Source organism: Chitinophaga dinghuensis, assembly GCF_003259435.1.
Lineage (GTDB): Bacteria > Bacteroidota > Bacteroidia > Chitinophagales > Chitinophagaceae > Chitinophaga > Chitinophaga dinghuensis.
Genome location: NZ_QLMA01000003.1, coordinates 725,335 through 749,414 on the forward strand (window position 1 = coordinate 725,335; position 24,080 = coordinate 749,414).

The window sequence follows — 24,080 nt, forward strand, 5'->3', positions numbered from 1 at the left end:
TTCATTATTTACTAACCTATGAAATACAAATTCTGGAAGGCCATTCCCGGGATAAATCACCCCGAATTACATGGTCGGGAGTTATTTGGAAGATGTCCCGATGCTGGAGGACTTGTGAAAATTGATGAAAACCTGCAACGCCACGAAAGTACAGTAGGTCAGTATGTTGATAAGTTTATTGTTGAAAATGATTTTGTAACGGTACGTACAACTGAATCAAAACTATGGGAGTTAAACCGGCACGACTTATCCACTCATCGTCTGATTGGTAATTATCCTGAAGAACTCATTGACTTAGTACATAAAGGAGACCTTGTGGTGGGTTATTATAAAAATGATAGGAATGAGGGCAGCTATGTTTGTTTTAATGTAGCGAGTGGCGAAGAAATTTGGAGGCATCCGGCAATTATAAGGTCTTATGTTACTATCCTTATAGAGGGAGATGAATGTATTATTCAAAATCGTGAACAGTTTCAGACAATTTGCTTTAGTCTGTCGACTGGACAAGTAAGATGGGAGTTCCGAGATAAGGAATCGGATGAACGTCCTGATAAAAGTCGTAGTCACTATATAACATCAATATTTATCGTAGCGGAAAGAGTTTTTGCACCTTATAGCAGGCCTGAGTATCAATCGGGGATTACGGCACTTGATTTGCAAACTGGCGAAATACTTTTTGAGTATGCGTTTAGAACTGACGCTGTTTGGAAAAACAAATTATACGCCTTTACAGAAAATAGTGTTGACCGTTATTTTATTAAAGAGTTGGATGCAGTTTCAGGCGAAATTATTTCAGCTCAAATTACACCGATAGTAGAATCTTACTTTACCTACCGTAAATATGCATGTGAGGTGTATGTTAAAGATGGTTGGATATATTTGTTTAACGCGCAATGCGACAGAATAGCTGTAATTGAATTGAGTAGTTTAGCTGTAACCTGGGAACATGCATTGCCGAAGAATTTCACCCCAAATATTATTCATGCAGTTGATGAGAAATTATTCATAAGTGGGCTACACGAAGATATCCTGGTTTATAGGAAGTCTTAGGGCAGATATTGATTCCCTGTAGATAAAGGATTTGGAAGTGCTTAAAAAAGGAAAAGGTCGGAGATGTCTCCGACCTTTTTACTTCCGTGCCCCTTAGTGGAACATTATCGAACCAGTTAATGTTGATAATGAAAAAGTTATCGATTTTGGGGCATCTATGAGTATATCTCCTAGGGAGCAATGGGTATGTTAGCTCAACTTTACGGATCTGATAAAATTATCAAGTGCGCTTATTACAAAGGATTGTGATCGGAGGATTTTCGCCAAAACCAGACAGTAAGAAAGATGAAAACTCCCGTTACAAAGATGGCTATCGGTATCAGAGATGTTCTATTTGCTGTGATATCCGGGGCATCGGAAGTTAGAATACGGAATAGCTCTTTCAATGAGCCAAAAGCAATTAGCCCCATGACAATCGCGTAAATTTTCCACTTTTTCATATAAAAAGATTATAGGTATAGTTAAGGAAATGCCTCTGTAAAACATGTAATCGGGAGTAAAAGTATAGAAATACGTTTTAAAGGACATGATTGATATTAATTATTCCGTAATTTCCAATCGTGTCCCCTTACTTCCCGCTATATTTATACAGCTTCTGCAAACAGACAAGTTTTTGAAGAATTAGAACGGATTTTTTCTTTGAGCTTCTTTATTAACAGATCGCAGCCAGTCCAGATACATAGATTCCGGCATTTCACGGTAGCCCAAATCCAGCAGCTTAGTATATAAGGCTAACATCTTAACGTAGGTATCACTGGCTGTGGGTCGTTTTTGTTTCGTTTGTATACCGTAAATACGTTTAAGTGTTTCTGCTTTAAACAACATTGCTTGTGTATTCTGTGGATGCACAGTCAATACAAAGTCGCAGCAACGAAGGATAAAACCATCTTCATAGTTTTTAATTTTGCGTTCGTAGCCTTTGGCCAGGTCGAGCATACATAGTGCTATAGACTGCCGGTTACTTAGTGTATCCATGTATATACCGCTCTGGATAGCAGTTAACGGGATATACCCAGACGCTGTTATCCATGCGTCAATTGGGAAACTCCCACTGGTTAACTCCGTATTGTACCAGCCTGATTTCTGACAACGGTTTTTTATGTACAGGTGGTTAGGGGCAAGTGCCAGCCAGCAAGGCACTTCCAGTTCATCGGCCATTATTTTGTATAGGTAGGGCATACTGTGGCAGTTACCTTTGTGTGTAATCAGCAATTTGGAAACAAACATATTGGTCCAATCCAAATGGCCGAAAAAATCGTTAAAATTGTACGCGTAAGGATAATTTATAATTTCCAGTTTGTTGCCTGATACAGCACGAATAGTATCTTTCAACACTTTGAATATGGCAAAATTTGTGTGAAAGTTACTGCTGTCAGGATACCCGTAACCTTTAAGTGGGTTATAGATCATCCACTGGCTGCAGAGAAAGGAAAGATGATAGATATAGTTATTAAACTTATTGTAATCCAGTACCCGGTCGGTATAGGCATATTCAGTTATAAAAACCGCCTTTTTAAACCCCTTTAGGTCGTTATCATCTACCAGCTTTTTAATCACCATGAATGCAGTGTCATAGTTAGACTTTACAGCAGCAGTATCCTGTGCAAGTAAACGGTTTGCAAAGCAAAAAAATAAAAGGAACCCATACAATATCCTATTTTTCATGTCTCAAATATTTGTTTCGTACTACCGGAAGAAGCAAGAAAATTAAGGCCGCAGGATAAAATAAAGCAGGTATGATACTCAGCAAACGTGTCAGCCAATGCACATTATTGAAATACTCGACCAATGGTTGTGTAAAGGACATCCTGGGTGGCATTGAACTATAGCTGCCATAATAGTATATATCCACAATCCCGTAGATTGCAATGAGCAATGCAACGAGCCAGATGAATTTTTTAGACAATAGCAATGTGATGATAAAATAGACAGGTACCAATACAGACAATAGCCCTTCATCACCCCAATGTCCATATTCTATATTCAGAATTAATTGATAGCAGGTAATTACTATCAGAAAGATCAGTAGCGTGTATTTTAAAATTGATATTGTTTTTTGCATATTATTATCTTACAGGGTTATAGTATCCTTTATCTTTCTCACCATTTACTCCCATAACAGGGTCGTATTTACTGGTGGTTGCATTCAGTGTGGCTATGCGGGGTGGGTAATACATACCATCTTTTGTCCACACATATACTGTTCCATCCCTTGAAGTGCCAAGATACACAGCTCCGTGCGTTATTTTGGGGTCGCCAAGACCAAAATCCTGCTTGAACCCAAAACTGATAGCTGTTTTCCCAAAGCGAAATTGTGATGGGTTATTGGAAACATTAGTGTAGTTGTTTTTAATATCATTCACAAATCCAGATTCCGATGTGACATTGGAAAAATCAGGTGTTTGTCCCTGTGTTACAGATAATGCACACGTCCAGCAATTGTAATTAGATTCAAATAGTTGGTTAGCAGTAAAGAAATTATGAGAATAATTATCTGAATTAGTAATCATGTCATTCACAGAAGCATTAATAGCCGCAACGCCTGGCACATCATTGGTAAGTTTAATCGTGCCATCCTTGCTCATGGTGGACATAAGCTGTTCTGCTTTCTTTGCATCTACACCCAGGTAAGTTGACAACGTTTTAGCATTATCGCCTTTTTCCATCTTTACCACGATCTGTCCACTCACTTCTTTACCATTCTTGTCCTTATTGATCTGTATATCCGGTACCCATTCAGCAGCTCTGCCGTCAGGGTCTTTAAAGGAAACGGGATTATCGTATGAGAAATGATAGGGAGACCAGTTAGCAAATTTATCTGCCAGGGGATCTATAGAATACCACCGGCTTGCCGATGAATTATCTGAGGCTTTTTTTAGCAGGCTATCCGTGTCCAGCAGTGCAACTATTTCTCTGGTGCGTATATTTATCAATACGGAGCCAACGCGCTGAATACTATCCATATCGAAACTTTCAACATACTTACCCCGCGACAGGGTATGCACTTTAGCTTTCTTGCCTATGGATTTAAATGGGTTATCTTCCTGCGCATGCGCAGTCATTATACATAGAAAGGAAGAAAAAAATATCCCTATCATTAAAAGCTGTTTCATATTAGGGGGGGTATTACGGTCATTTGCTTTATTTATGGATGATTGTTGTTTTTATGTTTGATACCCGGCCAATCTGTTGCCGGATTTGAGCTTTTAGGTCCTTATTTTCGCGTCGCTGTTTTTCCTGCTCAACAGATTTTCGCCATGCCTGATAGGCTTCAGGCGGCATCGCCTGATAACCTAGATCATCTATAAGCTGATAAAGAGCATTTCGCTGTTGGAATAAGCTGTAGGCTTCCCGGTACTCAGGTAGCTTATTGGGTGGAGGATTACCTACGGCCCGAATAGCCTGCCGTGTTCTGATTGTCAGATTATTGGCCTCCATCATTAGTGCTTCCAGATTATCCGAGTGCAATGCCTTTACATCTTGTAAACAACGGTAGACGAAACCGTCATCCTCATATTGTCGCAGGTATCCCTGTGTTAAATCCATAATCAGATATGCGATCAGCTTTTTCTGACTTAGGGTATCCAGATAGGTACCTTTTTTAATAGCGCTGGCATTGATAAAGCCAGACTGCATCAACCAATTATAGGAAACAAGATTACCGCTGGTAGTTTCAAAATTGTATCGCTTGCCGTCCTTATTGTAGAAAACTATGAAGGAATGTTCGGGTGCCTGGGCTAGTGTAGCTTTTATTCCTAATTGTTCTGCGAGCATCAGGTAAAGAAGAGGCATGGAATGACATTGCCCCTTTCCAGTCAATAACAGCTTAGTCACAAACATATTTTCCCAATGTTCCTTTCCCATATAGTCATCGAAATCATAGCCAAGTGGAGTATATTGTTGCTTTGCCCGCGTAATAGGATTATAGTAGGTGATGGTATCGGAAAATAGCTTTTGTAATGCGTAATGACGGGAAAGCTCGCTACTCGTATCCAGCTTTTCCTTTTGCATGATGTAATGGCAAAGAGTCAGCTTATTATTCAATAGTTGCTGAAACTTATCTGCGGGTAGTCGGTTATTGAAGAAGGCATTTTCCACCAGATATACAGCGCGGCTTATAGAAAAAGTGCTGGTTGATGACATTGTTTCCAACTCACGTAATGCCATCCAATAGGGTTTAGCAATGTTGTTGGTATCTCTGTAAATGCCCCTTGTGTTTTTCACCTCGTTGTTAAATTCAGCCATATAGATAGCCACCTGCACACGGGAAGACAGGCGGTGCTCATTAGTTGACACATCACGTTCGGTTGCTATTATTTGCCCCTGGTACTGGACTCCTTGATTTAAGGCACCTCTTCTAACAGCATCCACATTTACACCTACTGGATGCGGGGTTTCTATTTGAGGGATTGTTGGGTAGGGACTATGCACCGATATAATGGGTCGTGTCTGACTATAGCCTTTCACAAGGAAGCCCGTCAGAAACATAAATAGAGCACAGAACGAAAAAAATAGGGGTACTCTTGCTATTTTTTGGGGATTTAACATAAAAATTATACGTCATATGAATATATGAAAAAATACTGTATAAATATGGCAGGAGATATAAAATTTATGCCCGTTTGCCATAAATGGAATTACTCGGCAAACGGGAATGCTCTGAGCAATCCTCTCCTTTTTTATATTATTTTGTCAGTCAGATTATTCTGTTATTCCCAGTCGTGATAATCCTCCATTATGGATTACAAACTCTCCCAAAGCCTTCAGATGCTGTAGAAATGAGTTCGACAATTGTCCAGCTCGCCCGTCACAACTGGAGAGAATGGTTTTATTACCATTTTCTCTTTTTTATTTGTACCAGTAATACTGTTTGTGCTTGCAATTAAGGAAAGTGCCTCGTTTGTTTTTGTAGTTCGAAATGTCCCATTTTTCAGATTATAGAAAACTACCTCTAGGAATACCATTTTTTGCAACATCTCGCATTGAGTTCTGTGGAAATTTAGATCACTTTCTGAAGGAATTCTTCCAGGTTCGAGCTCTTAATTTCTTATTGTGCTGTGGAAGATATTTTAATTACGGTGTTATGTATCTGGTGTACTACGCAAATCTGGTGTGAAGACTGTGAAAAAACGGGTCATAAGGCCTGAGTGAATCCATTCAAATTGCCCGTCGTTCCAATCTTTTAAGGTTACACTCTTGAAATATTCTCTTTTTTAGCCTCGTAGCTGGATTGGCTCCAGGTAATGTTACAGTGCATACATCTGCTGCGCATGTGGAGGAGCGACAATTAATCGATTGTATCATAGTCAAAAAGGCATTGGGCATAAAGTTCATGAAGCAGATAAAACATCATAAAACGGGGTAGGGTAGTTAAAATTAAAGAATAATCCAGCGATAGTACTTTTGTACCCTTGAATAAGGTTGTTCATAACTAACACTATAATAAAAGAAGCTTCTCCTGAAACAAGAGAAGCTTCTTTCAATAATTTCACCCTGTATCGTGTGATCCAGCTATTTTTTTACAAAAGCTTTCAACTTTACGTTACCCATTTTGGCTCGGGCCTGATATAAATTAAAATCAGTCTGCAATTGAAGCCAAAATTCCGCACTTCCACCAAAAACCATTTCAATCCGAAGGCTCATTTCGGTCGAGATGTCAGCCTTGGCGTTAAGCAAATTACTTAACGTTGGGCGGGTAACATCCAGCAATTTGGCTGCTTCTGTTACGGATAGCCCATTTGCTGTAATTACCTCATCTCGCAGGATTAACCCTGGGTGATATAATGGCATTTTACCTTTCATGTCTAAATATTTCTTCCAATACCTGCACTTTCAAGCAGCACATTCAAATTATGTATGTATTGACAATTAAGTCAATGTTAATGGTAGTCTATAAAATCAATTTTAGAAGCATTACCATTCTCAAAAATGAAGATGATATTCCAGTTTTCGTAGATTGAAATACTCCAATACCCTTTCAAATCCTTGTCCAATAGATGTAATTTCCAACCAGGAAATGGTTTCAAATCTTTTGGAACTTCTCGTGCAGCGTTTAATGTCTGCAATACCACGGTGATTTTCCTAACATATTGTGCCGGTAGACCGTGGCTTTTACCTGTTTTATAAAGCTTCTCTAATGCTTTTGATCTGAAATTTAAAATCATTTTTGAAAATTAAATTCTAAGCGCCGCTATAGTGGGCGCTGTAAATTGTCGATCTCATTTGAACTTGGGTTTTGGTTATCGCTTAGGACGGTGATTTTTTCACCGTTGTTCGGTGTAAAGTTACGCACTACAATATTACAAGCAAAATTTATTTTTCATCTCCCTCTTCCTCCCTTCTGGCTGTAACATTGCTTGGACCCTCATTTCGTTTTTATCGGCTATTGTAAAAAAATATCTATATTTCCGTCTTAGAAGTGCCTGAACTAAATGAGAATCGAATCGGTTTGAATCTGCCTCGCGCAATCAAGATAAATTTATTGTATTCTTATTTTTACCAATATGATGTGGCGAGAATATAGAGGTAGCGATGATCATTTCTTTGTCGTTATAGCCGAAATTTTCCAATAATGGATAAATCTTCAATAAACTGGTTCGAAATGTATCTAGTCGCCCCGACGTAAATGAAACAGCCTTACAGTTACCACTGTAAGGCTGTTTTGTTCCTACAAGATTCCTGCTATCAACCATCCTTGTTGTGTAAACCCAAACAACCCTCCCAATACCCAGTTTGGGCTGCAAAATGGGATGCTCTAAAAAGACAAAAAAGGGAGAAATCAGCATTGGTAATAATAAAGGAAGGATTATATTAAGATGGAGATACAACGGAATCAGGTATCCATTGTATCTACGCTATGACTATTGTCCTGAAAACATGTACCATGCTTGCCTGAAGGCTGACGAAATCAAACTGGACATTAGAAAGGATTGCTTTGTTACTACATTAGAAAATGTACAAACCTCCAAAGCCATTTAAACCCATACCTGAATCTAAACCAGTAGTTAAAGAAGAACCCAAACCTGTATTCCTTAAGGATCTAGTGGAGTTTACTTATTGGGTTAATCATATCAGGAACATTGATATGAAAATTTGATTGATTACTTCTACACCAGAAGGCTGCTGGAAAAATGGGTTGGCGTCCCAGTGACAGGTCTGTTGACAAGGATATAATGCTTGTCAGTCTTGCGATTAATAATAAACACTACCCGGACTTGTTGTCTTTTAACACTAGGTATATTTTGACACTCTCAAATTATTCCGTAATTCCTAGGCATGGCAACCCTCCAATATGGATTACAAACTCCCCGAAAGCCGTTCACAAATCTCTTTGTCTGAATTCCCCAGGCCAATTCAGACCTACTCATTTACGCACTAAATTATTCGCATTGAGTACTGAATCTATTTCCTTTTCAGAAAGCTTGGTATTGGATCCAAAATAATTTATTATTTGAATGAGTTTTTTAACATATGCATCTGCATCAATACGCTTTCTTCCTATTGTGTAATAAGAAGTTACAGTTGTTGGATGTTCATCACGAAATTTCAATTCGGATTTAACTGAGTCGATTATTTTTTGGTATTCAATTTTCATTATTGCTAAACTTGTAGTATCATCCACATACCGTCCAAAATCCCGTAAAAAGGCTTTGATTTGATTACTTGTAAGTGAATCTTTAGTAACACTATAGATTCTATCTTTTACATAGGCAAATTCATTTTGCAACCTTGTTTTTTGCGCATTCAGATTATTTATCTCATAATTCAGAGAATCCACTGTATGCTTCAAAGTATCAATATAACGTATCATTCCATAATCAGGGTACCAATTTATTTGTCCTCCAAGATTTAAAAGACTAGCCTTAACAACGCTATCATTCACATTCTTTTGATCTACTTTTACTCCAAAACCTTCAAATGGCGATTGTCTTGTAACTGTATTTACTCCTGCAGCTGTAATATAAATCAGTAAAGCATTTGCAACAATGATTACGTAGTTAGGTAAATTCTTAAATTTCCTTTTTTTAATGAATAGGGAAATAGACCACAGTAGGGAAAAACTAAATGCAATGATTCTAATCCAGAATGATGTAATTTCTTGACTAAAGCTTGCCACAGTTAGGCACAGCAACCAAACGCATATCCCTGCAATTTGTAGATTGTCTAATGATTTAATATTTATAAATTCAGTAGGAGTTTTACTCTCAGTCATATTTTTGCTCAATGGATTAATAATTAAAGATATAAGCACTCAGCTGAGTGCAGATAAAAAATAAAATGGAAAACTTGTTAGTCCAAAGGGAAAACAACATTTCACTTTCCCCTATTGGAAGATTATAGAATGAATTTATGTTGATAATGGAATTGTTATCTAATCTCCTAAATTTATTATAATCATTTAGGATATAAGTTGTAAAAGCTCCGATTTGATCTGACATTCAGGTTAAAAATATCAAGCGGCTGGCGGTATATCCTCATTATAACTATTTCTGTTTATGAGATAGTGTCGTTTGTGTTCTTCATCGTGTGAAATTTCGATATATATGGCTAACAATTTACATGTTTGCTAGCCGCCGATTTTACTTTTAATATAGTAACGATAAAACTGTTCCTTATCTGGGTCAGAGAACGACATAAGCCCAGACTCAGTTAGTTGTTGCTCAAGACGTCCGATTACCTTGTTGATTTCCCCACTGGCATGGGAAAGGTCCCTCGCGTAATTCTCTACTTCCCATAATGCTGTTGAAGTAATGATAAAATTATCAAGGATTGAACGGTGTTCTACCAAGGAAGAGATAGAGTCTCGTAGCTTTTTAGAAATTACTTCACTGCTATAGGCTTCCTCAATCAATTCTCTAATATCTTTTTGAACGGTTACTTTTTCCTGGTACAATAAATTAATATTGAGTTTTTTATCTTCCCCATTCAATTTCCTACTGAAGGCAAGCGCAAGCCGGATCATGGCCTCTATTTCACTTAAAAGCAACGTTGCAGTTTCAAAAAATGCCTCGTTTTTTATGCTATTGTGAATGAGTTGTTGAACAGCTGCAAGACCTTTTACGAAGTTTTCATAATGATATTTTTCTATAAGTGATTCGCGACTTTCTTCAGCAACAAAACCAAAAGAGCCAATGATTGACTCAGGCACTGACATGCTTTTGGGAAGTTTACCTTCCTCTTCAAGAGCCTTTGTGTATGTAAAATGAACGAGGTAGTTATCGATATAGGTAAAATAGCACAGATTTAATGTTTTTTCGAGCATCATTGCAGGCACTGCATAAAACTCGTGATTCCCAATCCTCTCTCGTTTATATTGATTAAATTGATCCAGTGTTAGAGCCTCCATTTTCTTCATGCTCAAAAGCAATTGTTCAGATTTCTCAAACTTCACGGGTCTGAAGAGGTGTCTATCCTTTTGAATCTCATGCGTCCAATCCGACGGTATATACAATAAAAAAGAGCCAGCCTTTTCTAGGAATAATTGGTAATCTGGATTTTCATTAGCCTTTGGCTCAATGATATATATTCCTTCGGCATATCTATTAGGGACGAGGGTAGCAATTTTTTTCGTTTTTTCATTGATACCTGGGAATCGTTCTCTCAAAAGCGAATCAATGACATCCCTTGACGGCTGATTAAGATTTTCCAATACGAGATCAATTAAACCATTTACGACTGCATAATCATTCTCCACATCTTCCAAAGTAACGCCCACCGGATACTTGGCCATCATTCTTTTAAGAATACTCTCATCGTGTTCAAAAAGTGGTGTATATAAGTTGTCGATAAGTACGGTATCCACTTTTTGTGCGGAAGGGTTGATGTTACCATGTAAATAATCATTACGTTTGTTCATCAAAGTATGGAAAGCTGCAAATCGGGGATCTTTTCCATTGACAGCACCATCAAATCCATCACAATGAACGTGTAGCGATTTGACGCGGATATCGATTTGGTTCCTTATCAACGCATCAAACATTCTATCATCTTCTATGTACTCTTGTTTCCGTAAAATATAAATAACGAGGTTAACAAACGATTCCGCAACCACTGGCAGCAGCATTCTAATGGTTGTTCCGATTGCTGCAGCTTTAGTAATATCCCTTATCCAATTGGCTACTTGGTCAGTATATTCTGTATACGCTGATTTGGGACTAGGCGTAACAGGCGCCACCGGCTCCTTGAGCTCTATCTTTCTCAGGTCAATGAAAAGCTCGTCAATGGTTTGTGATAGCCGTACGTATGGGTTGATAAATAGTGTCCACTTCTCAAAGCCATTCTGGATCTGTCTGATCTCTTTCCCATGGTGTTTAAAATCGCCTTTCAAAGCAGCCACGAATTTCTCCCGATCCTCATCAGTTACATCGTCTTTTGAGCTATTTATCATTATCTCCATTCCGCTGCTATGGCCATAGAATTCAATATGCCAACCATCACACCAAATAGTATAATGCCAATGAATAACATTGTCTAACGAAGCAACTTTACCAATCATCGTGAGCCCATTCGGTTCGCCAAACCTCGCCTTTAAATACTTATAAGCATCGACAGGTGACAATTCTCCCTTAAAGTTTTTCCAGCTTGCCGCTTTAAATAACTTCTTTGATTCGGAAGGATTTTTAAACACGGCCAATATTTCCTCAGTTGATGGGGCATACCATTTATCAAACTGTAGTGCTTCATCAATCATATCATTTGATAATTTTCATTTTTCGATTATCGTGAAAATCCTTCTTTGGTAATTAATAAGTCTTACTGTAAATAGAATAAAGGCTCGCTATGGGAAGTACCCCATATAGAAGACAGTAATAATTTAGAGTTTAGCTTTTTATTAACCCAGACTATACAACTGCCACTTAAATGTCTCGCATTTATTGATTTTTTCTATATTGACTTACCAAGGTAGCATAACACATTGTACCGCGTGTAGAATGGATTATTTACTTAAAAATAATGGTAAAGTAAATCAGGGAGAATTGTTGGACTAATGAAAATGGCTCACAAACGTAGATTCCGAAGTGTTCTAATTATTTGGAAAAACTACCATCAACATTTAGCCTCACAGTCTTCGAGTCAACCAGCAAATCACATACACTAACATCCAGGGCAAGCGCAATTTGATACAGTAATTTCAATGTAGGTTGTGAGGTGTTATTGCAAATGCGATTAATGGTATTATAATCTCGTTTAACCATACCCGCGAGCACCTTCTGCTCAATCTCTTTTTCAGCCAGAACTACTTTGATCCGATTTAATTTCAATTTATCAGCCATAGTTGCAATTTGCAACTTGAAGTTACCTATAAAAATGAGAATATCCACATAAATTATTGCAGATTAATACCTTATAACATCGTTATACATCTAATAATGATATTTATATATCTATTTTAGTTTATTATTATGCTTATTTTGTAGTTTATACTACATTTTTTGTATTGTTTTGATATTTTATTTGTACCTTCATAGAAATAATAAAAAATATATGCGAATCATTATCCATATGGATACATCATAATAAGTACGTACATTCGCAGGCACAAAATATATCAATAGCGTGTTTGCTTGCTCTCGTTTCCGAAAACTACCACATTTCAAGAGACAACGAGGATGACAAGTGAAGCGCCTATATCATACTGGTGTAGGCGTTCTTGTCTCGTTGTCTGGGCGTGGTAGCCCTTCGGGAACGGCAAGAACATAACCTACGCCATTTTTATTTCCTGTCGGCCCCATTTACATCTCATCTCCCAAAGTCAGAATAATACTTACTCATTACACAATCTGAAAAGAATGTGTTGACTGCTTGTGCCTATTCTTTTTTACAACTTTTTATTGGGTTAGTGGCATAATCCATTCTATGAGTATACAAGTGTATCAAGTACTTCTGTATCCCTCATACTGGTTCCCCAGATAGAGGTTCCAAGATTTCTTCATAAAGTAAGACCTGTTGGTTCTCCGACAGGTAATCATTTAGCTGAATGGTCATGCAGTCATATAATTTATTCTGTCACTTATGGGATATTAATTAATCTCAATAATCGGTTATACGTATGATCTCAAAGCGTTTATATCCTACTTGGTTAAAATTACCTGTAAGACTGACTCTAGAAGATTATGATGCCCCATTTTCTGTAGTCGAGAGCTTCATCAATACAGTTCCTCTTTTTGAAGTGCGACAAAATCTCGAAGCATTATATACAAGAATAAAAGTGTCGGGAATTTCATCCCAATGGGAATCTAATGGATTTAGGGAATCTTTTGAAAAGTTTTTAGAGGCGACCTATGTTCACTATAAACAACAAAAAGAACCTGAACAAGATCCCCCTTATGGTATTCTGGAATTCCTTGCTACACTTGGGCATGAAATCAAAGGGCAACTTGCGGGTATAGCTATGGCAATTGATAGTATTCAGGAGTGTTGGGATGCGGACGCCAGAGTTTACAAGTCATCTGCTACTGCATATTTTGATATTATTCGAATGTCGGCCTTTAATGCGTTGACGGTATATCATAATTTGATAAAAACCTCAAAAATCCAGCGGAATCAAGTTAATTACCGGATAACTCCTGAGCAGTTTCCCATAGTTCCTTTTCTAAAAGATTGTACACTTCCTTTCATTCCTATGAGTTGTGTTAGCGGGAATACGTTGGAACTGAATACTGTGATTGCAGAGGGTACAGAAGGGAATGCAGATAAAGCAAAACTACGTGAGATAATTACCAACCTGGTTTTAAACGCGATAAAATTCTCCCATCCAAACATGCCAATCAGATTGCATGCAAAAATAGTTGACAGCAATTTGGTATTAGAAATCACGAGTAAAGGATCGGAGATTTCTGTAGCTCAGCGATCTAAGGTATTTGATGCGTTCTATTCACTGGAAAAGGGCAAAGCAGGAAGCGGTTTGGGCCTTTATATCTCCAAGTCATTAGCTTCAGCAATGAATGGAGATATCTCTGTTGATAGCCCCATGCCAGGTATGAACATATTTACAGTAACAATTCCAATTTTTTAACTCAATCCTTTTATGATGGAAAATAAAGATAATCTACTTCGTGAGTTACATGACTTATATAATCAAAGTGCAGTAGGTTTTAGAGATAGACTATGTGCTGATTTTGATTGGAGTATTCCAACCTACTATCGAAAAATGCGGCTAATTGAGAAGGAAGATGTTAGTGGAACAAGACTTAGCAATGTAGAAAAAGAAAAGATATCTCAGGTCGCCCTATCAATGCAAAAGGAGTTTCAGGAGAAAATTTTTAACCTTATTAAACATTGCTAGGATGACAGAACATAAATCGAAATTAAGTGACGACCAAATTGAATTTTCTCTGTTTCTAGCTTTTCCTGGTCGCGCAAGAAGGATAAGTAGGGGATTCCGATATACTATTATAGGGTTTGTTAGGGAGTGCATGGAGATTCCATTTTGGTTTCGGTCAGTCCTTGATGAACTGCCTCACTTTTTTAGCTTTTTAGATAATCTTGAACATTTAAATTATTCATATCCTCAGAAGGAATCGGTAATTTCTAACAGCTTGCTTCAGTTATCTAAACATGCCGATATTATCAAGTTAAATGCCGGTTTGAAAAAAATTTATATTGAACAGACCCAAGAAATAACAAATGGGAAATACTATTATGACAGCAGCTTTCCTACCGTGGCGTCTGAGCTATTTGAATTGTTTGATAGAGTACAAGATCAACTGATAAACAATTATAACCCAGAGTGGCAGGAGGAGATAGATGATTTTTCAGAAAGTGATGATGAGAGTTAATAGATCAACCTGGCCGCCATGAAGGACATGGCGGCCATTTCAATTGGTTCTGATTGGACAGTATATAGATCTTTCGGCAAATGGGAATAGGTGGTATCCAAATATGGAATAGCACTTTAAAGGAAATCTTTTCGTTACCTAATTGTCTTTAATTATCCCTGATTATTTTTAATTGTTTTGCAACTAGTTTTCAAATCAATTTCAAATGCCTATTTAATTCTGTCTATTTACATAAAATAGAATATTCAGTAATAATTGGACAATATTTGACATAATCGAGCACAATCGAGCATAAGATGGAAAGTACCTTTCCCCACTGATATATCTTCGCCATTGGTTTTATTCTTTTCTATAATCTTTTAAATCAAGCACACAATGGCGACAACAATTACAGCAAAAGACTTCCATGTACCAAGTGAAATTTTCCTCACAATAGCTGGTATAATTTCAAAAAATGACATCAATAATTCTATTACTGGAATCGATGAAGATGAAGACATTATCATTGTTGAAGAGAATGCTATCGCAGATTACGATGATGATTACGAAGATGAAGATGACAATGAGGATGAATAAGGTTTGTTTTCTATCACTAAACTACTTCACATGCAAGAACAATTAAGAATAATTCAGGAGCAAGTAAATACACTGAGCAATAAAGTAGATCTCTTACTTCAGCAAACAGCAAAAACAGAGATACCTGCTGGCCTACTCTCTGTACAGCAGGCCGCGGCATATTTACATCTGTCAGTATCTCACGTTTATTATTTATTAGCCACGGGTAAAATTAAAAATTTGCAAAGGCAGAAATATAGCCGTATTCTGTTTAGTGTGCAGGACCTACAGGCGTATTTATTTCAGCAAAATACCCGTTGCAAGGATGAAAAATAATCAAACAGGCCAGTGGTCAAAGAAAACCTCAGTGGGCATATTATTAACCCTACAATAAGCATGAATGGCACAAGAGAATAGCCCGTTAAATACTCACAGAATATCTCTGACTGATTGTAGGAAAGTGTTAAAAGTTGACCTGCTTACAGATGAACAGGTACTATTAATCAGGGATTTTTTATACCGGATGGTAGCCATCGAATTACAAGTCCGGCAACAACAGTTAACAAATATTTATCCAATAAACAATTTCACTGATGACACAACGAAATGCGCTCCTTTATATCCGCGTAAGCACAGACGAGCAGCTTAATGGATACAGTCCTGAAGTGCAGGAAGAATGTCTGATCCGTTACTGCACATTAAACAACATTTCTGTACTCGGTATCTACAAGGAAGATTATTCGGCAAAGACTTTCGAGCGGCCTGTTTTTAACCAAATGCTAACGGCAATCAAAAAACATAAAGGCACCGTCAACCTGTTGCTTTTCACCCGTTGGGACAGATTCAGCCGCAATGCCGGTGATGCTTATGCCATGATTAATGTATTGAGAAAGATGAAGGTGGAACCACAGGGAGTAGAGCAACCCCTTGACCTGGACATACCGGAAAATAAAATGATGCTGGCTTTTTATTTAGCCGCGCCAGAAGTGGAGAATGATCGCAGGGCGCTCAATACCCTGTTGGGTATGCGACGGAGCAAAAAAGAGGGCCGTTACTTGGGAATAGCTCCCGTAGGCTACCTGAATGAAAAGGAAAAAACAACGGTAAAGGGGAAAAAGGACAAGCCTATTCTGGTGATAGATGAAAAGCTGGCTCCATTGGTCGTGTGGGTATTTGAGGAAGTGGCAAGAGGGGTACATGATTTGGAGAAAATCAGACGAATGGCAAATATTAAAGGGCTACCTATCAAAAAAAGCCAGATTGGGAACATGGTGCGTAACCCTGTCTATTGTGGGAAAATCTTTATCTCGGCTTACAAACAGGAGGAAGCCCACTATGTTTATGGTATTCACCAGCCACTTATCTCTGAAAATTTGTTTAATGAAGTACAGGATGTGTTAAGTGGGCGTAAAAAGGTAACTAAAGCACGCAGTACAAAAGATGAGCATCTACCACTGAGAGGCTTTCTGGTATGTAAAAGATGTGGTAAGCCTATTACAGGTAGTGGTAGTAAAGGCAATGGCGGTACCTACTATTATTACCATTGCCAAAGCAGTACTTCCTGCAAAGAAAGATTCAGAGCAGATGAAGCCCACGAAATATTTAAAAAGAAACTGGGAAAAATAAAAGGAAAAGAAGATGTCCTCAACCTGTATTTGGATATTTTATCCAGAGAGTTAAAGGCAGGCAGCCAACAAAACGATAAGCAGATCACGGAAATTCAGGGAACCATTGATAAACTGAAACAAAGAATCAGCAATGCCCAAACCCTAATGTTGGATGCAGAGATTGCTCCGGCTGAATATACCAACATCAAAAACATTCTGAGAGCGGAGATCGAAGCACAGGAACACAGGAAAATGGAACTGGTAACTGATTATGAAGAACAGCAAAGGTACATAGACAAGGGTAAGACAATCCTTGTAAATGCCGTCTGGCACTATGAGAACGGAGATTTAGATGCCAAACAAAAGATCATTGGTTCGATATTCCCTTCAAAACTCATTTTTGATAAAAACGATTATCGAACCATGGAGCCTAACCCTATACTGGAGCTAATAGCCTTGCCAGTAAAGGATTTGGAAGTACTTAAAAACGAAAAGGTCGGAGATAACTCCGACCTTTCCACTTTAGTGCCCAGAACTGGATTCGAACCAGCACACCCTTGCGAGCGCTGCGACCTGAACACAGTGCGTCTACCAATTTCGCCATCTGGGCAACTGATTTTGTGTTTCAGGGCTGCAAAGATAAGCAGTCGTTTGATATTTCAAAATAAATTTTCAAAAAAGTTTAAAATAACTGTGTGTACTATACGAAAAACTAGATCTGAATGATCTTTGGCGGATGTCCGGCATTGATCAGGAAATCATGAATAACCCAGTCAGTGCTGATTTTCATATAGCTCGTAGTGGTTCCATCGCTGCAACCATACCACTCTTCCGACAGGATATCCTGATCTATAATTACACTGACCTTATTTTCCGTATCCAGTATCACACCAAAAACAGTAGCTGCACCGACAGAAGTTCCCAGCATCCGATCCAGTAGTTCTACGGGCGCAAATGATACCCGCGAAATATTTAATGCACTGCTCAGATCCTTTGTAATGAAAGGCTTATCAGCCGTAGTAATAAATAAATAAAAATTCGTCTGCTGACGATTGCACAGGAAAAGAGTTTTTACGGTCTTCATATTCAACTGCTGATCAATACGGAGACAATCCTCCATCGTAATCGCTTCTGCACAATCCACCCGCTCAAATGGTACTTGCGCAGCGGATAATGTCTGATATACTTTTTCCTGCAAAACGGTTTTAAACGTAACCGGCGCTGTATTTTTTACCTCGCTTATAAATGACATGACTGATTTTTTGTGCAACTGATATTGGTTTAGGGAGACACGTGTCTCCCTGTAATTCTTTCATGATCACAACAAGATAGGTACATATAATGGTTTCAGGAAATCATATATCCATCCAGGTCTTCCCTCAGCTATGTTAAGTTTTATTTTCCAGTAGGGGTAGCATTTTATTGATCCGTCGTTTTCCTGCATGCATGTATTTTATGGGAATTCCCTCTTCACCATTTAAAATCTACTCATCATGAGAACCATTGTAACCTTGCTGCTGGTAATCGTTTGCTGCTCCTGCCGCAAAAACGATCATCCAATGCCTGAAAAACCTGGTCAGGAAACCGGCTCTTTCGAAGATGCCCATATCGATAAAGCTAAAATCCTGCAACTGGAAGAAGACATCAACGGTGGAAAGTATAATATCCACAGTCTTATTATCCTTCGAAAAAACAAACTCATTTATGAACACTATTTCGCCGGCGATGACGCCGTATTCCCCAATCCGGTGGGCAAAATCCCCCATACGCGGGATAGTTTGCATGACTGCAGAAGCGTCACTAAAAGCATCGTATCCACTTGCATAGGACTGGCTATCTCCCAGGGGAAAATTAAAAGTCTGGATGATAAAATATTCGACTATTTCCCCGCTTATAAACAATTTGCCACCGGTGATAAAGCCAATATAACTATTCGGCATTTACTTACCCAAAGCTCGGGACTCGATTGGAACGAGCGCGTATCTTACGCCGATCCCGCTAACAGCGAACGCCAAATGCTGGAAACGCAGGACCCTACTGGGTTTGTACTGCAACGCAATAGCATCGCCAAGCCTGGCGCTGTGTTCAATTATAGCGGTGGTAACACCCATTTACTCGGACAAATCATCGAACACAGTACCGGCATGAATATCAAGGAATTTGCCAATCGCTATCTCTTTCAACCGCTGGGAATCAGCACCTTCTTCTGGACCACGCGCGCAGATGGGATTGCATGGGTTCCCTCCGGACTCCGCATGCGCCCGATCGATATGGTAAAGATCGGCCAGCTGTACCTGCAACAAGGCCAGTGGCAAGGACTACAACTATTACCCACTTCCTGGATTACAGCAGCCACTCAGTGGACTATCAACACAGATGAAACAGGACTGGGATATGGTTTCCAGTTCTGGTGCTCCAAACCGCAAATTGCTGGTCAACAAGTAAATATGACACAGGCAGAAGGCAACGGCGGTCAGATGATCTGCATGATCCCCGCAATGGACCTGGAAATAGTGATGACGGCAGGATACTACAATGATGAAACCGATCCGGCTAATGAGGTGCTGGTCAACAAAGTACTGACTGCTATCAATAACTAACAAACCCCAACACAACAGGAATGGTTGTAATTCAAACTTTACAACCTTCCTGTTTTTAGTAGAGAATGTATAATAAAAAAGTTAAAACTGTGTAAAGTTTTGTAATTTGGCATGAAATTATGACCCGGGTATTATTGCAAGTATTTTACCTTTGCGACTCATAAATGTTAAAACGACCTATTTACGTAATCTGGAAATAGCCAACACTTTACCTACAACTTATTTTACAATTGAATTCACATATGTCAAAGAAAGCGGCTTTAGTTGAATTGGGGGGATCGCATACAGAATGTCTTTTTGCACAAATATTCTTTTTGCGGGAACGTGGTTACGAAATACATGTTATTTGTAACCGTCATTTGTGGCCTTTCCTCAGTGATGTTCATCAGCACATTACTGGTCATATGTTGGTGGATACAGATGTAAAAGGATATCAGCAATACAAACTGTTACGCGAGGTTTGGCAATATATCCGTCAAGGTCGTATAGAAAATGTGATCTTCAACACCACCGAACTCAAAATTGTACGCAACCTGCTGATGTTCCCATTCCCGGGAGTACAGTTTACCGGGTTGTTACATAATGGCAGGAAGTTAAGCACCGGCTCTACTGTTCGCAGATTTATTGCCCGGAAAGTGAAAAAATTCTTCGTACTGAATGATGGTATGTTGCCGCATTTGAATGCGTCCGATAAATTAACTATTCGCAGCTTTTATGCAGCATTCTTTCCTGAAATGGAACATGTACCGCTGCCTAAATCCGATCAGGAATTCTGGGTATGCATTCCAGGAGAAATAGACCCTGCACGCCGCGATATCCCAGGTCTGATTGATCAAATCGCTCAGCAAGGCCTCGCTCCAAATGTAAAAGTGATCCTGCTGGGATCGCTGAAAGCAGATTCACCACTTGCTGCTGCCATTAAAGCGCTGCCGCAAAAGGATCAGGTCATTACCTTTGGTGAACAAAAAATATCCAATGATGTGTTTCATTCCTATGTAAAACAATCGGATATTATTTTGCCATTACTGCATCCGGTATTATCTCGTTTTGATGAGTTTATTAAAACCCGCATCTCTGGCGCTTATAATCTTGCCTTCGCGTATAAGCTGCCGCTGATGATGGAACAACATTTTGAAGCCTGGGAGGATTTCAGGGAACATGCTATTCTGTATCCTGCAGATGCGCTGGTGAAAACATTAAATGACGTGGTTGCAACCCCTTCCGTTTTAAAAGAGAAAAAAGATGGGCTGCGTAACTGGTCCAAATTAAGTTTCGATGTACAATGTAAGCGCTATATAGATCTGTTGGAAACGGCAGATAACTGATAAACAGGGAAAGTGTAGTAATTGGGAAAAACAGTTACTACACTTTTTTCTTGCCCCAATTCGTGGATACTCTTCCCCTCTGCCATACTTTCTGCATGGTCATTATTTTTTAGCAACAGTATCATAATCAAAGACATGCGATAACGCTGTACCCGCTGAGAATCGGTATGGTACAGTATTTTCGACGATATTTGTTTACCACCTTAAAAATATATTTTATGATGGCGGAACAACATATTTTCACTCATCGGCATTTCAAAGAATGCATTGATGCATGCAATGCATGCGCAGCTGCCTGTAACTATTGCGCTGTTTCCTGCTTAAAGGAAAAAAACGTGGAAGTCATGACCCGCTGTATCAAACTGACTTTAGAATGTGCTGCAATCTGCACGGCGACTGCACAAGTAATGAGTTTGGATGGTGAATTATCTGACCAGATTTGCCAGTTATGTGAAGACGCGTGTAAGCGTTGTGAAGAGGAATGTATCAGGCATGGAGATATGGAACATTGTCTTGCCTGTGCTGAAGCCTGTCGCAAATGTGCGGAAATGTGTGCGAAGATGGTAGTACATGCTTTGTAACATTTTTACATGAATGGAAAATGAAAAGACTTTGCAACATGGTGAGGTCTTTTTCTTTTTGGTGTACATGCAATAAAAATTTATCTTGTCGCCTTCAACCAAAAAAAATTAATAACGTAACATGAGAAGGAGTATTTTTCTGGCAGCATTTATCTGTCTTTCCACATTGATGTCTTTCGGCCAAAATGCTACCGACAAGCAGTTTCTGTTGATTTTTCGATTTAAAACCAACTTTGCACCACCCTCACAAGATGCCGTAAAAGAGAACATTAAACACTGGCAGGAATACATGGGTAACCTGGGTAAAAGTGGAAAACTGGTGAGTGGCTACAGGCCATCCAATGAAGGCGAAACAATCACAGGTACCGCCAAAACTTCGCAGAAAGGGGCGTATGTGGCCAATAATGAACTGATAAGTTCCTTTATTATCATCAAGGCAGCCTCTATGGAAGAAGCCGGAGAAATAGCGAAGAAATGCCCCATTTTTGAATTCGATGGCAGTGTGGAAATTAGACCAGTGATGAACATGGCTAATTGATTCATTGATATTCAATAAAAATACTGATCCCGGTTGCCATTGGCGCCGGGATTTCGTTTATTAAACATATCCAGCGAATAAGATCTAGTTTGAAAGAAGCTTCCATTTTATTATCTTCAATTCATTCATGAATCCCTTACCCTAAATATCTATGGATCAATCAACGACTTTGATCGAACCTGGCTTTCGCCGCTTTATTATCAGATTGGTAGCCTTTTTCAGCCTCGCATTGGCGGTGATGAATTTATACATCGCAGACTCATCGTTTAATGAAATCATGCACACCGTTTCCCAGACGACCTGGAGTCTGAATTGGATTTCAATCATTTATTCACTTGGATGTCTCGTGATAATGCCCTTCTGTACCGGACTTGCAGGACTATTGGGCCAACGGAAACTCTTCTTGTTAACGTTTCTAATTTTCGCAATATTTTCATTTTGCAGTGCAAATGCTACCCATATGAATGCGCTTTTAATTTTCCGGTTTTTCCAGGGAATAGCAGGAGGTAGTATGATTATTTTGTCACATACCTTGCTCATCGAAAGCTGGCCGACTGAGAAAAGAGGAATCGCGCAGCTATTCGCATTATTGGCATTCTCATCAATAATATTTGCCCGGACAATAGGAGGGAGCATTACAGACGATTATTCCTGGCCCATTATTTTCATTATCAACATTCCCTGGTGTATCATTTTAGGTACGGCTGGTCTGGTAATCCCGAGAAATGTAGAGTATGAGCGACAGGAAGATTGGATGGCTAATCTCCTCCTGATGACAGGGGCCGCTGCTTTATATTTGGGAGTAAAGGGAAATACAGAGCCATACGGTGCAATTACTCCGCTCCGGATATCATTATGCATAGTGGGCATAATAAGTTGGACCTTATTTATCTGGCGACATTTCCGGACCGCCTCACGACAAGGTAAAGTAGCATTACTGAAGAATAAAAATGTAGCGATAGGACTAGGATTGGGATTTATTACCATCATTGGAGTAATTATCATTGCTGAATACATCTTATCCTCTTCCAGACTTAGTAAAATGAGCGGAGAAATGCCACTATGGCCTGTAGTTCCGCTTACGATTGTAATGATATTTACAATTGCATTGACCATTAGGAAAATGGAATCCATGAAATACTTGATTGGAACTGGTTTTCTGCTGTTTGGTATGACTATTTTGTTATCGATCCTGAGATGCTATGCAGAAGTATTCTGGCTAGTGATGTCTGCTACCATGGCAATAGCCTTGCTGTCTTTTTCATTGACTACCCTTACCTTTTCCAAATTACATGGCCGGCAGGTGAGTGAGGCTGTGGCGCTGTATAACATTATAATGAAGCTGGCGATAGTTTTGGGCTACTTAATGATTTTCTGATAGCTAAATACGTATAGTCTTCAATGTTATTGTTGCTACAGCTGACTTTGATAATTTAACGGTGTCGCAATTCTCCCTTTATTTGGCGTTTGTGCACCCTTTTTTGTTGCAGAAAGGTTGCTAAGTTTGTATCAGACTAAATCTCATAAAAATGGAAACCGCTGAATTGATACATTCAATCGACCAGGTTAATACGCAACTACAGGACATTATTTCCTCTTTCACTACGGAACAGTTGAACACCGTTCCCTTCGAAGGTAGCTGGACGGCAGCCCAGGTAGCGGAACACATTGAGAAATCAGTGTCTCCCGGTATGCTGTACGGTACTGTGGAGAATAGAACACAGCAGGAAGATAAACTACAAGGTATCCGTCAGGTATTCCTGAATTATGATATTAAGATGAAGTCGCCGGATTTTATCCTTCCTTCAGATAAAATTCACACGAAAGAAGAGCTACTTGCTGATGTGAGCAGCAGATGGCAGCAATTGAAGGAGGCGGCGCAAACCCTTGACCTCTCTGCTACCTGTGTGGATTTTGAAATTCCGGGCATCGGTTATCTCACCAGATATGAACTGATTGGCTTCTTTGTAGTACATACCACCAGACATATCCATCAGTTGAAGAATATTCACTCTTATTTTAAGAAATAGGAGTGGAGCTCTCTAT

The 24,080-nt window shown here is 39.0% G+C and carries 22 protein-coding genes, 1 tRNA gene and 1 pseudogene; 13 read left to right on the plus strand and 11 right to left on the minus strand.

The window, feature by feature from the left end; genetic code table 11:
• Window positions 1-18 precede the first annotated feature (18 nt).
• Complete coding sequence (locus CLV59_RS12090; protein WP_111592286.1) at window positions 19-1,050, plus strand: outer membrane protein assembly factor BamB family protein; 1,032 nt, start codon at window positions 19-21, stop codon at window positions 1,048-1,050.
• 233 nt (window positions 1,051-1,283) lie between these two features.
• On the opposite strand, the gene CLV59_RS12095 is transcribed toward CLV59_RS12090, so the two are convergent.
• The 9 genes from CLV59_RS12095 to CLV59_RS12150 all read right to left on the minus strand — a co-directional run bounded on the left by CLV59_RS12095 (window position 1,284) and on the right by CLV59_RS12150 (window position 12,323).
• A complete protein-coding gene (locus CLV59_RS12095; protein ID WP_111592287.1) occupies window positions 1,284-1,490 on the minus strand; it encodes a hypothetical protein in 207 nt (68 codons plus the stop codon).
• Between the two features lie 181 nt (window positions 1,491-1,671).
• The gene (locus CLV59_RS12100) at window positions 1,672-2,715 is read right to left on the minus strand and encodes a hypothetical protein (RefSeq protein ID WP_111592288.1); all 1,044 of its coding nucleotides are present in this window, start codon (window positions 2,713-2,715) and stop codon (window positions 1,672-1,674) included.
• 401 nt (window positions 2,716-3,116) lie between these two features.
• On the minus strand, window positions 3,117-4,163 hold the full coding sequence (locus CLV59_RS12110; RefSeq protein WP_146616175.1) for a hypothetical protein: 1,047 nt from the start codon (window positions 4,161-4,163) through the stop codon (window positions 3,117-3,119).
• 28 nt (window positions 4,164-4,191) lie between these two features.
• Complete coding sequence (locus tag CLV59_RS12115) at window positions 4,192-5,598, minus strand: hypothetical protein (protein WP_111592291.1); 1,407 nt, start codon at window positions 5,596-5,598, stop codon at window positions 4,192-4,194.
• A gap of 963 nt (window positions 5,599-6,561) precedes the next feature.
• Window positions 6,562-6,852 (minus strand): HigA family addiction module antitoxin, encoded by a 291-nt coding sequence (locus CLV59_RS12125; RefSeq protein WP_111592293.1) that lies wholly within the window; start codon window positions 6,850-6,852, stop codon window positions 6,562-6,564.
• Between the two features lie 77 nt (window positions 6,853-6,929).
• Window positions 6,930-7,214 carry a type II toxin-antitoxin system RelE/ParE family toxin gene (locus tag CLV59_RS12130; RefSeq protein WP_111592294.1) on the minus strand — a complete coding sequence of 95 codons (285 nt, stop codon included), beginning with the start codon at window positions 7,212-7,214 and terminating at the stop codon, window positions 6,930-6,932.
• A 1,199-nt stretch (window positions 7,215-8,413) separates the two neighbouring features.
• Entirely contained in the window at window positions 8,414-9,262 is an 849-nt protein-coding gene (locus tag CLV59_RS12140) for a hypothetical protein (RefSeq protein ID WP_111592296.1), read from the minus strand.
• 354 nt (window positions 9,263-9,616) lie between these two features.
• Window positions 9,617-11,740 carry a hypothetical protein gene (locus tag CLV59_RS12145; protein ID WP_111592297.1) on the minus strand — a complete coding sequence of 708 codons (2,124 nt, stop codon included), beginning with the start codon at window positions 11,738-11,740 and terminating at the stop codon, window positions 9,617-9,619.
• Between the two features lie 337 nt (window positions 11,741-12,077).
• Window positions 12,078-12,323 (minus strand): helix-turn-helix transcriptional regulator, encoded by a 246-nt coding sequence (locus CLV59_RS12150; protein WP_211323811.1) that lies wholly within the window; start codon window positions 12,321-12,323, stop codon window positions 12,078-12,080.
• A 776-nt stretch (window positions 12,324-13,099) separates the two neighbouring features.
• Between CLV59_RS12150 and CLV59_RS12155 the strand changes: the two genes are divergently transcribed.
• From CLV59_RS12155 to CLV59_RS29195, 6 genes and pseudogenes are all read left to right on the plus strand, one after another.
• Window positions 13,100-14,065, plus strand: a complete 966-nt coding sequence (locus CLV59_RS12155) for a sensor histidine kinase (RefSeq protein ID WP_111592298.1) — start codon at window positions 13,100-13,102, stop codon at window positions 14,063-14,065.
• Window positions 14,066-14,077: 12 nt separating this feature from the next.
• Window positions 14,078-14,335, plus strand: a complete 258-nt coding sequence (locus CLV59_RS12160; protein WP_111592299.1) for a hypothetical protein — start codon at window positions 14,078-14,080, stop codon at window positions 14,333-14,335.
• 1 nt (window position 14,336) lies between these two features.
• Entirely contained in the window at window positions 14,337-14,828 is a 492-nt protein-coding gene (locus CLV59_RS12165; RefSeq protein WP_111592300.1) for a hypothetical protein, read from the plus strand.
• A 375-nt stretch (window positions 14,829-15,203) separates the two neighbouring features.
• Entirely contained in the window at window positions 15,204-15,404 is a 201-nt protein-coding gene (locus tag CLV59_RS12170; RefSeq protein WP_111592301.1) for a hypothetical protein, read from the plus strand.
• A 30-nt stretch (window positions 15,405-15,434) separates the two neighbouring features.
• Window positions 15,435-15,719, plus strand: coding sequence for a helix-turn-helix domain-containing protein (locus CLV59_RS12175; RefSeq protein ID WP_111592302.1), 285 nt, complete (start codon window positions 15,435-15,437; stop codon window positions 15,717-15,719).
• Between the two features lie 257 nt (window positions 15,720-15,976).
• A pseudogene (locus tag CLV59_RS29195) lies at window positions 15,977-16,939 on the plus strand (recombinase family protein); the annotation flags it as partial.
• Window positions 16,940-17,516: 577 nt separating this feature from the next.
• On the opposite strand, the gene CLV59_RS12185 reads toward CLV59_RS29195, so the two are convergent.
• Together CLV59_RS12185 and CLV59_RS12190 are read right to left on the minus strand one after the other, a co-directional pair.
• Window positions 17,517-17,600: transfer RNA gene (locus CLV59_RS12185), tRNA-Leu, on the minus strand.
• A gap of 102 nt (window positions 17,601-17,702) precedes the next feature.
• Window positions 17,703-18,242 carry a prolyl-tRNA synthetase associated domain-containing protein gene (locus CLV59_RS12190; protein WP_111592303.1) on the minus strand — a complete coding sequence of 180 codons (540 nt, stop codon included), beginning with the start codon at window positions 18,240-18,242 and terminating at the stop codon, window positions 17,703-17,705.
• A gap of 241 nt (window positions 18,243-18,483) precedes the next feature.
• On the opposite strand from CLV59_RS12190, the gene CLV59_RS12195 reads away from it, so the two are divergent.
• The 6 genes from CLV59_RS12195 (at window position 18,484) to CLV59_RS12220 (ending at window position 24,064) form a co-directional block, all read left to right on the plus strand.
• A complete protein-coding gene (locus CLV59_RS12195; protein ID WP_111592304.1) occupies window positions 18,484-19,590 on the plus strand; it encodes a serine hydrolase domain-containing protein in 1,107 nt (368 codons plus the stop codon).
• A gap of 242 nt (window positions 19,591-19,832) precedes the next feature.
• Complete coding sequence (locus CLV59_RS12200) at window positions 19,833-20,915, plus strand: glycosyltransferase family protein (RefSeq protein WP_146616176.1); 1,083 nt, start codon at window positions 19,833-19,835, stop codon at window positions 20,913-20,915.
• Between the two features lie 218 nt (window positions 20,916-21,133).
• Window positions 21,134-21,496, plus strand: a complete 363-nt coding sequence (locus tag CLV59_RS12205; protein WP_245950858.1) for a four-helix bundle copper-binding protein — start codon at window positions 21,134-21,136, stop codon at window positions 21,494-21,496.
• A 121-nt stretch (window positions 21,497-21,617) separates the two neighbouring features.
• Complete coding sequence (locus CLV59_RS12210; protein ID WP_111592306.1) at window positions 21,618-22,034, plus strand: YciI family protein; 417 nt, start codon at window positions 21,618-21,620, stop codon at window positions 22,032-22,034.
• 151 nt (window positions 22,035-22,185) lie between these two features.
• Complete coding sequence (locus CLV59_RS12215; protein ID WP_111592307.1) at window positions 22,186-23,412, plus strand: MFS transporter; 1,227 nt, start codon at window positions 22,186-22,188, stop codon at window positions 23,410-23,412.
• A gap of 151 nt (window positions 23,413-23,563) precedes the next feature.
• Window positions 23,564-24,064 carry a DinB family protein gene (locus CLV59_RS12220; RefSeq protein ID WP_111592308.1) on the plus strand — a complete coding sequence of 167 codons (501 nt, stop codon included), beginning with the start codon at window positions 23,564-23,566 and terminating at the stop codon, window positions 24,062-24,064.
• Window positions 24,065-24,080: the final 16 nt, after the last annotated feature.

What these genes read in the sequence shown, in the direction of transcription:
- CLV59_RS12195 (WP_111592304.1), top strand. Translation starts at nt 18,484, where the DNA reads ATGAGAACCATTGTAACCTTGCTGCTGGTAATCGTTTGCTGCTCCTGC.
- CLV59_RS12130 (WP_111592294.1), bottom strand. Translation starts at nt 7,214, where the DNA reads ATGATTTTAAATTTCAGATCAAAAGCATTAGAGAAGCTTTATAAAACA.
- CLV59_RS12115 (WP_111592291.1), bottom strand. Translation starts at nt 5,598, where the DNA reads ATGTTAAATCCCCAAAAAATAGCAAGAGTACCCCTATTTTTTTCGTTC.
- CLV59_RS12160 (WP_111592299.1), top strand. Translation starts at nt 14,078, where the DNA reads ATGATGGAAAATAAAGATAATCTACTTCGTGAGTTACATGACTTATAT.
- CLV59_RS12125 (WP_111592293.1), bottom strand. Translation starts at nt 6,852, where the DNA reads ATGAAAGGTAAAATGCCATTATATCACCCAGGGTTAATCCTGCGAGAT.
- CLV59_RS12170 (WP_111592301.1), top strand. Translation starts at nt 15,204, where the DNA reads ATGGCGACAACAATTACAGCAAAAGACTTCCATGTACCAAGTGAAATT.
- CLV59_RS12110 (WP_146616175.1), bottom strand. Translation starts at nt 4,163, where the DNA reads ATGAAACAGCTTTTAATGATAGGGATATTTTTTTCTTCCTTTCTATGT.
- CLV59_RS12190 (WP_111592303.1), bottom strand. Translation starts at nt 18,242, where the DNA reads ATGTCATTTATAAGCGAGGTAAAAAATACAGCGCCGGTTACGTTTAAA.
- CLV59_RS12205 (WP_245950858.1), top strand. Translation starts at nt 21,134, where the DNA reads ATGATGGCGGAACAACATATTTTCACTCATCGGCATTTCAAAGAATGC.
- CLV59_RS12100 (WP_111592288.1), bottom strand. Translation starts at nt 2,715, where the DNA reads ATGAAAAATAGGATATTGTATGGGTTCCTTTTATTTTTTTGCTTTGCA.
- CLV59_RS12150 (WP_211323811.1), bottom strand. Translation starts at nt 12,323, where the DNA reads ATGGCTGATAAATTGAAATTAAATCGGATCAAAGTAGTTCTGGCTGAA.
- CLV59_RS12155 (WP_111592298.1), top strand. Translation starts at nt 13,100, where the DNA reads ATGATCTCAAAGCGTTTATATCCTACTTGGTTAAAATTACCTGTAAGA.
- CLV59_RS12090 (WP_111592286.1), top strand. Translation starts at nt 19, where the DNA reads ATGAAATACAAATTCTGGAAGGCCATTCCCGGGATAAATCACCCCGAA.
- CLV59_RS12210 (WP_111592306.1), top strand. Translation starts at nt 21,618, where the DNA reads ATGAGAAGGAGTATTTTTCTGGCAGCATTTATCTGTCTTTCCACATTG.
- CLV59_RS12200 (WP_146616176.1), top strand. Translation starts at nt 19,833, where the DNA reads ATGTCAAAGAAAGCGGCTTTAGTTGAATTGGGGGGATCGCATACAGAA.
- CLV59_RS12165 (WP_111592300.1), top strand. Translation starts at nt 14,337, where the DNA reads ATGACAGAACATAAATCGAAATTAAGTGACGACCAAATTGAATTTTCT.
- CLV59_RS12215 (WP_111592307.1), top strand. Translation starts at nt 22,186, where the DNA reads ATGGATCAATCAACGACTTTGATCGAACCTGGCTTTCGCCGCTTTATT.
- CLV59_RS12140 (WP_111592296.1), bottom strand. Translation starts at nt 9,262, where the DNA reads ATGACTGAGAGTAAAACTCCTACTGAATTTATAAATATTAAATCATTA.
- CLV59_RS12095 (WP_111592287.1), bottom strand. Translation starts at nt 1,490, where the DNA reads ATGAAAAAGTGGAAAATTTACGCGATTGTCATGGGGCTAATTGCTTTT.
- CLV59_RS12220 (WP_111592308.1), top strand. Translation starts at nt 23,564, where the DNA reads ATGGAAACCGCTGAATTGATACATTCAATCGACCAGGTTAATACGCAA.
- CLV59_RS12145 (WP_111592297.1), bottom strand. Translation starts at nt 11,740, where the DNA reads ATGATTGATGAAGCACTACAGTTTGATAAATGGTATGCCCCATCAACT.
- CLV59_RS12175 (WP_111592302.1), top strand. Translation starts at nt 15,435, where the DNA reads ATGCAAGAACAATTAAGAATAATTCAGGAGCAAGTAAATACACTGAGC.